This window comes from Paraburkholderia sp. (assembly GCF_034668105.1).
GTDB lineage: Bacteria > Pseudomonadota > Gammaproteobacteria > Burkholderiales > Burkholderiaceae > Paraburkholderia.
Genome location: NZ_JAXDPY010000663.1, coordinates 1 through 8692, shown reverse-complemented (window position 1 = coordinate 8692; position 8692 = coordinate 1). Strand labels below are relative to the sequence as shown.

Here is an 8692-nt window from a genome sequence, read left to right as displayed (position 1 = left end):
TTCGATGCACCTCAGACTCTACGGCAGCTACTTTATCGAACGTCGGCTTGCGCCTGCAAAAAAGCCATCAGCGCGTGTCCCGCGTCTTCCAGCAGCCCGGAATTGTCGATCGTCGTACAGCGCAGTCCTTCCGGCAACGAAAACGGTGCCCGCCGGGCGAGTCTGGCCGCCACCTGCTCCGCCGACTCCCGCGCCCGCGCGCCCAGCCGGGCTTCGAGAATATGCGGCGCGGCGTCTACAAGAACGACCTCCGTCTGCGGATAACGCGCCAACGTATGCTGCAAATGCTGACGCGATCCGTTGACCACAACCGTGCAACCGCGTTTAAGCCATGCGTCGAGTTCGATACCAATGCCGTAGCGCAGCGAGTGGCTCGACCATTCGAGCGCGAACAGACCGAGCACCGAACGCGCCGCGAATTCTTCGACGCTCAACGCAACATGCTCTTCACCGTTGCCGCTCGGCCGCGTGATGTAGCGATGCGCAAACAGAATCGGCTCGCCCGCCAGGCGGCTTCGCGCAAAACCCAGCAAGGAATCCTTGCCCGCGCCGGACGGCCCCATTACGTAGATCAAACGGCCTGACATTGTTACTTCACCTCACGGGTCTGAAATGGCACACGTTGCCACAAAATGAACGGCTCGCCGGGCGCGGGTTCGACAAAGAGCGCCGCGTGATCGATAGCGAGCGGCCCGAGCGCGGGCGTTTGCGCCTGCCACCACGAGACGAGCAGCGCGCGCTCATCCGCATCCGCAAGCGAACTGGATAGCGTCATATGAAAACGGAACTCGTCGAAGACGTACGGATAGCCCCATTCGATCAGCAATGCGCGTTGCCGTTCGCTCAACGGCGCGCCGAGACGGCGCGCGAGATCGGCGGGGGAAGGCCGCGCGCGCAATGGGTGAAGCGTTCGCAGCGCACTGGCTGCAACGTGACGAAGATTCGCTTCGCCATCGGGATCGGCAGGACGTAGTGCCACAAAATCGCCGAGCGTCGCGGCTTCGACAGGCAACGCGAATGGACTTTGCGTACCAGCCCAGTCGCGCGCCGCGTCGAGCACGTGTTGCTGCGTGACCCCTTCTGCAAGACGAAACGGCGCGACCAGTGTGCCGTGCCAACCATAGCGGCGCGGCGCTTCGGTCAGATCGGCCAGAGCACGCCGCAAGGCTGGCGGTTGCGGTGGCACGCATCGTTCACCGCTTTGCGCGTCACGTCCCAACCACGCCGAACCCGCCTGCCACCATGCCGATTCGCGTGCCGGTGCGTAATACAACGCAAAACGCGCCTCGGTGCTCCATACCGCGCCGCTCATACGTCGTGCTCCACCAGCAGTTGCACGCGGTCGGCCGCAAAATGCGTAAAACCGTATTTGATCGGCGTGCCTTGCAGATCGACGTCGACGTTTTCGACCCACAACACCGGCTGCTGCCGGTTGATATTCAAACGCCGCGCCACTTCCGGTTCCGGCAACACGCTACCGATACGGCTCCACTTGCGCAGATAGTCGCGCACGCCGAGTTCAGCCAGCGACCGGGTGATACTGCCGGTGCGTTCCAGCACTTCCGGCAAGTCCGCAAAGCGCGCGGCCGGATACCAGTTGCGCGCGAACGTGAGCGGCACGCCGTCCGACTCGTGCAGCGTCTCGATCCGGTAGACCGACGCGCTCGCCCGCAGGCCGAGCGCCTTCGCAACATTCGGCTCGGCCTTCACGCGCACGGCCGACAACATCGTGCCCGCCGCCGCCTGATTCTGTTGCCGCAAGTTTTCTGTAAACCGGGTGCGGCGGCCAATCGTATAGTCGATCGCGCCGGGCTGCACGAACGTGCCACGTCCCTGCTCGACGCTGACGAGGCCCGATGCGGCAAGACCGAGCATGGCCCGGCGCACGGTGTGCCGGTTCACGTCGAAGCGTTTGGCCAGTTCGCCCTCGCTCGGCAAACGGCCCTCTTCGCCGAAGCCGCTGGCGGCGATTTCCGTCGCCAGAATCTGTTCGATCTGCCGCCAGACCGCAACGCCCGCGCCGCGTTCGAGCAAGGTGCCCGGATTCGCGTTGTCGTTCGATGTCATGGTGCTGTCATTCCCCTGGGTTCAAATATTCGCTATGCCGTGCATTGTAGTGCGCAAGCCGTGATGGAAATGTGAAACGGCGGCCATGCGTGACAACGCTCCGCAAGCATACCTTTAAACGTCTAGACGTTTAGATGAATAGATGGTCAAATCTCCACTCGCTGGATCAACAGGAAATTCGATGAGTGTTACTTCCGCCTCGCCTTCCTCCGCCATGCGGCGCGCATGGATGGCCGTGCTGGCCCGCACGCCGCGCGCCGATCTCGAAGCCGCGCTGGAACGCGCGTTGCAAGGCGTCCCGGCGCCCGCCTACGACTGGCTGCGGCCACCCGAAATCGGCCTCGCGATGGTGCGCGGCCGCGTCGGCGGCAGCGGCGACCCGTTCAACCTCGGCGAAGCCACCGTGACGCGCGCCACGTTGCGTTTGCGCGTCACGGGTGACGCGAACGCCACCGTCGGCGTTGCCTGTCATCTGGGCCGCGACCGCCGCCGCGCAGAACTGGCTGCTCTGGCAGATGCGCTGCTGCAAATGCCCGAGCATCACGCCGACTTACACCGGCAATTGATCGAGCCGCTTGCCGTACAGCAAGCCGCGCAACGCGTGGAACGCAGGCAGGACGTCGCGGCGACACGCGTTGAATTCTTCACGATGGTCAGGGGCGACTGATGGAAAACTCGCGGATTGCATTGGCTTCTTCATTGTCCACGCTGACACCGGGTCTCGCAGACCCGGTGCACGACACTCAAGCGGTGTTCCGCACCCTGCTCGACGCGCTGTCGCGTCCCGGCACGGTGGGCGTGGTCGAACATGGTTTGCCGGAGGTGCGGGCCACGCAGGCCGAGCTCGCCGCCTTCGCCGCGCTGCTGACGCTGTGTGACTACGCCACGCCCGTATGGCTCGCGCAACCCGATACGGCATTGAGTACGGCGCTGCGCTTTCATACCGGTGCGCCGCTCGTCGACGAACCCGAGCAAGCAGCCTTCGCCTATATCCACGACGCAAGCGCGATGCCGGCGTTGGAAAGCTTTGCGCTTGGCGCGGCGGAATCGCCCGAGCAGTCGGTGACGCTGCTGATCCGTGTCGAAGCGCTGACGGGTGGCGCGCCGGTCGTACTGAGCGGCCCCGGCATCCAGCACACGCAGACGATCGCACCGGTCGGCCTGCCCGAGCATTTCTGGCGTGAACGCGCCGCCCTCGCGCCGCTCTTTCCGTGCGGCGTCGATTGTTATCTGGTCTGCGGCAATACGTTGATCGGCCTGCCGCGCACAACTCAAGCGAAGGTGAACTGATGTACGTTGCCGTCAAAGGTGGAGAACGGGCGATCGAAGCGTCATGGCGTCTGCTCGACAAGGCGCGCCGCGGCGACACGCGGCTGGCCGAACTCAGCGTCGCGCAGATTCGCGAGCAATTGCGTCTCGCCGTTGCGCGAGTGATGACCGAAGGTTCGGTCTACGACGAAGAACTCGCCGCGCTCGCGATCAAACAGGCCGCGGGCGATCTGGTCGAGGCGATCTTTCTGCTGCGTGCGTATCGCACCACATTGCCGCGTTTCGGTTACACGCAAGCGATCGACACGGAAGCCATGCAAGTGGCGCGGCGCATTTCGGCGACGTTCAAGGACGTGCCCGGCGGGCAATTGCTCGGCGCGACTTACGATTACACGCAGCGTCTGCTGGATTTCGCACTGCTCGCCGAAGGCGATGGCGATGCCGGAACCGATGCGGCCGCAACGACCTGTTCCAGTCAAACCGCACAGCCCGAAGCTGAAGCCATGCCGCGCGTGGTCGCGCTGCTCGACAAGGAAGGCCTGATCGAACAGGAGCGCCCCACGCCAAACGCGCCGGAACCCGGCGACCTCTCGCGCGAACCGCTCGCCTTTCCCGCGAGCCGCGCCACGCGCTTGCAGAATCTGGCTCGCGGCGACGAAGGCTTCCTGCTCGCCATGGGCTACGCCACCCAACGTGGCTACGCGCATACGCATCCGTTCGCCGGCGAGATCCGCTTTGGCACGATCGCCGTCGAAATGGAACTCGACGAATTGGGCGAGGCGGTCGAAATCGGCGACATCGACATCACCGAATGCCAGATGATCAATCAGTTCGCCGGCGACGGCGAGCGGCCCCCCGCTTTCACGCAAGGCTATGGCCTCGCGTTCGGCCACTCGGAACGCAAGGCGATGGCGATGGCGCTGGTGGATCGCGCGTTGCGCGCCGAAGAACTGGGCGAAACGCTCGCCTCGCCGACACAGGACATCGAATTCATGCTCTCGCACAGCGATAGCGTGGAAGCGTCCGGCTTTGTTCAGCATCTGAAATTGCCCCACTACGTCGACTTCCAGTCCGAACTCGAACTCGTGCGGCGCTTGCGGGAACAACACGCCGCAGCGGATAAACATCAAGGCCAGGATCAAGATCAGCAGGAGCAAGCCGCATGAACGCGCCGGACACCTCTCTCGCCACCGCTTCATACGACAGCGCCGCGGACGGCTACAACTTCGCCTACCTCGACGAGCAGACCAAGCGCATGCTGCGCCGCGCGGTGCTCAAAGCGGTCGCCGTGCCGGGCTATCAGGTGCCGTTCGCCTCGCGCGAAATGCCTTTGCCATACGGCTGGGGCACGGGCGGCATTCAGGTGACGGCGGCGATCATCGGCAAGAACGATACGCTGAAGGTCATCGATCAGGGCTCCGACGAAACCACCAACGCCGTCAACATTCGCCGCTTCTTCGCGCGCACCACGGGCGTGGCGACCACGCGCCGCACGACCGAAGCGACGATCATCCAGACCCGCCACCGGATTCCCGAAGCGCCGCTCACCGACAAGCAGATTCTGGTCTACCAGGTGCCGATGCCCGAACCGTTGTTCCGGCTGGAGCCACGCGTCGCCGAATGCAAGAAGTTGCACGCACTGGCCGACTACGGGCTGATCAGTGTGAAGCTGTACGAGGACATCGTGCATCACGGCAGCATCGCCACCACATACGACTACCCGGTGATCGTCAACCACCGCTATCTGACTTCGCCGTCGCCGATTCCGAAATTCGACAATCCGAAGATGCATATGAACCCCGCGCTGCAACTGTTCGGCGCCGGCCGCGAACGGCGCATTCACGCCATTCCGCCGTACACGCCCGTGCGCAGTCTCGACTTCGACGATCATCCGTTCGAAGTACAGAAGTGGCAGCACGCGTGCGCGCTGTGCGGATCGACGGAAAGCTTCCTCGACGAAATGATCGTCGACGACGCCGGCAAGCGCATGTTCGTGTGCTCGGATAGCGACTACTGTCATGAACGCCGCGGCGATCAGGACCTCGAGCTGCCTTCATATGAAGCGCGCAAAGGAGAAACCGCATGACACCGCTGTTGAGCGCCCGCTCGCTCACCAAACAATTTGGCGGCCGCAACGGCTGCAGGAACGTCAGCTTCGATCTGTATCCGGGCGAAGTGCTGTGCATCGTCGGCGAATCCGGCTCGGGCAAGACCACGCTGCTGAATACGCTCGCCCTGAAAACCGCAGCCGATAGCGGCGCGCTCCACTACACGGCCACGCATGGCGAGAAGCTCGATCTGCTCGCTTTGTCCGAACCGCGCCGGCGTCTGTTGATGCGCACCGAGTGGGGCTTCGTGCAGCAGAATCCGCGCGACGGCCTGCGCAGCGGCGTGTCCGCCGGCGCGAACATCGGCGAGCCCTTGATGGCCGTCGGTGCCCGCCACTATGGTGATATTCGCCACACGGCGACGCAGTGGATGGAGCGCGTCGAACTCGACGCCGCCCGCATCGACGAATTTCCGGCGGCGTTTTCCGGCGGCATGCAGCAGCGTTTGCAGATCGCGCGCAATCTCGTCACCGGTCCGCGCCTCGTCTTCATGGACGAACCGACTGCCGGTCTCGACGTCTCGGTGCAGGCACGTCTGCTAGATCTGCTGCGCACGCTCACGTCCACACTGCATCTGTCGGTGCTGATCGTGACGCACGACATCGGCGTGGCGCGTCTGCTGGCCCATCGCCTGATGGTCATGCAAGGCGGTGAAGTGGTCGAGGCCGGTCTGACGGACCAGGTGCTCGACGATCCGCAACATCCGTACACGCAAACGCTGGTTTCCTCGGTTCTGCCGGTATGAGGCTCACAATGCGATCCATTGAAACAAGCAAGGAATCACACGCCGCTGAACGCGCGTTCAGCGAAAACAACGCACTGATGCTGCGCGCGGTCGGCATCGGCAAGACCTTCACGTTGCATGGCCAGGGCGGCGTCCAGATCGAAGCACTTGCGGGTGTGTCGCTCAATGTCGAACGCGGCGAGTGTGTCGTGCTGGTCGGGCCGTCAGGCGCCGGCAAGAGTACGCTGCTGCGCTGTTTGTACGGCAATTATCTGGCCAGTACAGGCTCCATTGCGATTCGCGACGCGGCGGCCGATGTTGGGCAACCGGTGTCGCTCACCGGCGCCGAGCCGCACGACGTGCTGCGTCTGCGCCGCGGCGTGGTCGGCTACGTCAGCCAGTTTCTGCGCGTGATTCCACGCGTGCCGACGCTGACGCTCGTCGCCGAACCGCTGCTGTCGCGCGGCGTGGCGGAAGACGAAGCCCGTCACCGCGCCGCCGCGCTGCTGGCGCGGTTGAACGTGCCCGAGCGGCTGTGGTCGCTCGCGCCCGCCACCTTTTCCGGCGGCGAACAGCAGCGCGTGAACATCGCCCGTGGCTTGATCGCCGGGCATCCGCTGCTGCTGCTCGACGAGCCCACGGCCTCGCTCGACGCGGAGAACCGCGACGTGGTGGCCGATCTGATCGTCGAGGCACGCGAGCGTGGCGCGGCGATCGTCGGCATCTTTCACGACGAAGATACCCGCAACAAGGTGGCCACGCGCCGCCTCGAACTGCAGCCGCCGCTGCGTCACTAACCGACGCGGAACGGCACTAAACTGAACCAATGAGCTGAAACACCGGGTCGAAGCACTGCGCTGCAACACCCGGAACAGACTACGGAGCAAGTCGATGTTGATCAGGAACGCTCGCATCGTGACGCGAGATGAAGTATTTACCGGCGTGGTACGCGTTGAAGACGGCGTGATTCGCGACGTCCAGCGTGGCACGACCTCGGCGCACGAGGCGGAAGATTGGGACGGCGACTATCTGTTGCCGGGTCTGATCGAATTGCACACGGACAACCTCGAAAAGCATCTGGTGCCGCGTCCGGGCGTGCAATGGAATACCGATGCCGCCTTTGTGATCCACGACGCGCAAGTGGCGGCGGCCGGCATCACCACGGTGTTCGACGCCCTCTCGATTGGCTCACGCTCGAAAGTAGGGCTGCGTGGGCGCGATCAGCAAACGCAGTGCGCCGAATCCCTCGCGCGCTTCTCCCAGCGCAAGCTGCTGCGCGCCGAACACTTTCTGCATCTGCGCTGCGAAATCGCCACCGCCGATGTGGTCGAGGTGTTCGATTCGTTGTGCACGCATCCGTTGCTGCGGCTTGCGTCGGTGATGGATCACACGCCCGGCCAGCGTCAATGGCACGATCGCGAACAATGGCGGCGCTTTCAGGAACGCAACGGCAAATTGACTGACGAACACGTCGCGACCGCGCTGGTGGAACTGTCGGTCGAGCAGGAACGTTATGCCGATGCGCACCGCCGCGAGATCGTCGCGCGCTGCAAGCGGCTCGGCATTCCGGTGGCGAGCCACGACGACACGCTGATCGAGCACGTCGAACAGGCCAAGGCCGAGGGCATCGTGCTGGCCGAATTCCCGACCACTCGCATCGCTGCCGAGGCGGCCCGCGAGCACGGCATTTCGACCATCATGGGGGCGCCGAATATCGTGCGCGGCGGCTCCCATTCGGGCAACGTATCGGCGCTCGAACTGGCGAAGGCCGGTTTGCTCGATATTTTGTCGTCGGATTACGTGCCGTCCAGTTTGATGACGGCCGTGTTCGAGCTGGTCGGTCAAGCCGGCTGGACCCTGCCGCGCGCCATGGCGACCGTCTCCGCCGAGCCGGCTCGCACAGCGGGCCTGCATGACCGCGGGGCGATCGAAACGGGTTTGCGTGCGGATTTCGTGCGCGTCACGATGCTCGACACGCTGCCGGTGCCACGCGCGACGTATCGCGCCGGCGTGCGGATCGTCTGACATTCATCGGGGTGTTCAGGTCTCGCTGGGTGCGGGCAGCAGCGGTTCCACCGCGGCCCAGCGCGTCCAGCGGGGTGTCTGGTCGGGCGCTTCGACACGCAGCGTGCGTGAGCCGTCGCCAAAGACCAGGGATTCGATATTGAATGCGCTCCCCGCTTCAGTACCCGCCCGGACGCCGGATTCAATGCCCGCTTCCAGGCAAGCTTCAACGCCCACCTCGCGCACGTGTCCGGATTGAAAGGTGAAACTGAGGTTGCCTTCGCGCAGTAACTCGAGATAGGCGGCGAAGTCAGTGGTGGAAGAACGGGTGGCCCAACGATTCAGGAGGGTGGCGGCGATTTCGGCGTCGTACATTCTGTACCTCTCTGGACATATGCCGTAACCCGACTATAGCCGAAAAGCACGTAACGTGCTGCACCGCAACATATCGATTGAAACGCGGGAGTGCACCACGTCAGGTGGAGAGGGGCACGCGCTCCGGTTCGTCCGCTTCAAACCA

Annotated in this window: 11 protein-coding genes; 7 read left to right on the top strand and 4 right to left on the bottom strand. The window is 64.1% G+C overall.

Translation table 11 applies throughout. From position 1 onward, the window contains the following. Nucleotides 1-32: 32 nt before the first annotated feature. From phnN to phnF, 3 genes are read right to left on the bottom strand one after another with little or no spacing between them, the layout of a single operon-like run. The gene (gene phnN / locus QOC89_RS29450; RefSeq protein WP_323048263.1) at nucleotides 33-587 is read right to left on the bottom strand and encodes a phosphonate metabolism protein/1,5-bisphosphokinase (PRPP-forming) PhnN; all 555 of its coding nucleotides are present in this window, start codon (nucleotides 585-587) and stop codon (nucleotides 33-35) included. Between the two features lie 2 nt (nucleotides 588-589). Next, entirely contained in the window at nucleotides 590-1312 is a 723-nt protein-coding gene (locus QOC89_RS29445) for a DUF1045 domain-containing protein (RefSeq protein WP_323048262.1), read from the bottom strand. Further along, nucleotides 1309-2067, bottom strand: a complete 759-nt coding sequence (gene phnF / locus QOC89_RS29440) for a phosphonate metabolism transcriptional regulator PhnF (RefSeq protein ID WP_323048261.1) — start codon at nucleotides 2065-2067, stop codon at nucleotides 1309-1311. The genes QOC89_RS29445 and phnF overlap by 4 nt, the downstream gene beginning before the upstream one ends. Before the next feature lie 181 nt (nucleotides 2068-2248). Between phnF and phnG the strand changes: the two genes are divergently transcribed. From phnG to QOC89_RS29405, 7 genes are all read left to right on the top strand, one after another. Further along, nucleotides 2249-2734 (top strand): phosphonate C-P lyase system protein PhnG, encoded by a 486-nt coding sequence (gene phnG / locus QOC89_RS29435; protein ID WP_323048260.1) that lies wholly within the window; start codon nucleotides 2249-2251, stop codon nucleotides 2732-2734. Further along, nucleotides 2734-3357, top strand: a complete 624-nt coding sequence (gene phnH, locus QOC89_RS29430; protein ID WP_323048259.1) for a phosphonate C-P lyase system protein PhnH — start codon at nucleotides 2734-2736, stop codon at nucleotides 3355-3357. Before phnG ends, phnH begins: the two co-directional genes overlap by 1 nt. Then, complete coding sequence (locus QOC89_RS29425) at nucleotides 3357-4502, top strand: carbon-phosphorus lyase complex subunit PhnI (protein ID WP_323048258.1); 1146 nt, start codon at nucleotides 3357-3359, stop codon at nucleotides 4500-4502. Before phnH ends, QOC89_RS29425 begins: the two co-directional genes overlap by 1 nt. Beyond that, entirely contained in the window at nucleotides 4499-5422 is a 924-nt protein-coding gene (locus tag QOC89_RS29420; protein WP_323048257.1) for an alpha-D-ribose 1-methylphosphonate 5-phosphate C-P-lyase PhnJ, read from the top strand. Before QOC89_RS29425 ends, QOC89_RS29420 begins: the two co-directional genes overlap by 4 nt. Then, a complete protein-coding gene (gene phnK, locus QOC89_RS29415) occupies nucleotides 5419-6189 on the top strand; it encodes a phosphonate C-P lyase system protein PhnK (protein WP_323048256.1) in 771 nt (256 codons plus the stop codon). Before QOC89_RS29420 ends, phnK begins: the two co-directional genes overlap by 4 nt. Before the next feature lie 8 nt (nucleotides 6190-6197). Beyond that, the gene (gene phnL, locus QOC89_RS29410) at nucleotides 6198-6965 is read left to right on the top strand and encodes a phosphonate C-P lyase system protein PhnL (protein ID WP_323048255.1); all 768 of its coding nucleotides are present in this window, start codon (nucleotides 6198-6200) and stop codon (nucleotides 6963-6965) included. Nucleotides 6966-7059: 94 nt separating this feature from the next. Further along, nucleotides 7060-8193 (top strand): alpha-D-ribose 1-methylphosphonate 5-triphosphate diphosphatase, encoded by a 1134-nt coding sequence (locus QOC89_RS29405; protein WP_323048254.1) that lies wholly within the window; start codon nucleotides 7060-7062, stop codon nucleotides 8191-8193. Nucleotides 8194-8208: 15 nt separating this feature from the next. Here QOC89_RS29405 and QOC89_RS29400 read toward each other — a convergent pair whose 3' ends face one another. Continuing rightward, nucleotides 8209-8547, bottom strand: coding sequence for a hypothetical protein (locus QOC89_RS29400; protein ID WP_323048253.1), 339 nt, complete (start codon nucleotides 8545-8547; stop codon nucleotides 8209-8211). Nucleotides 8548-8692: the final 145 nt, after the last annotated feature.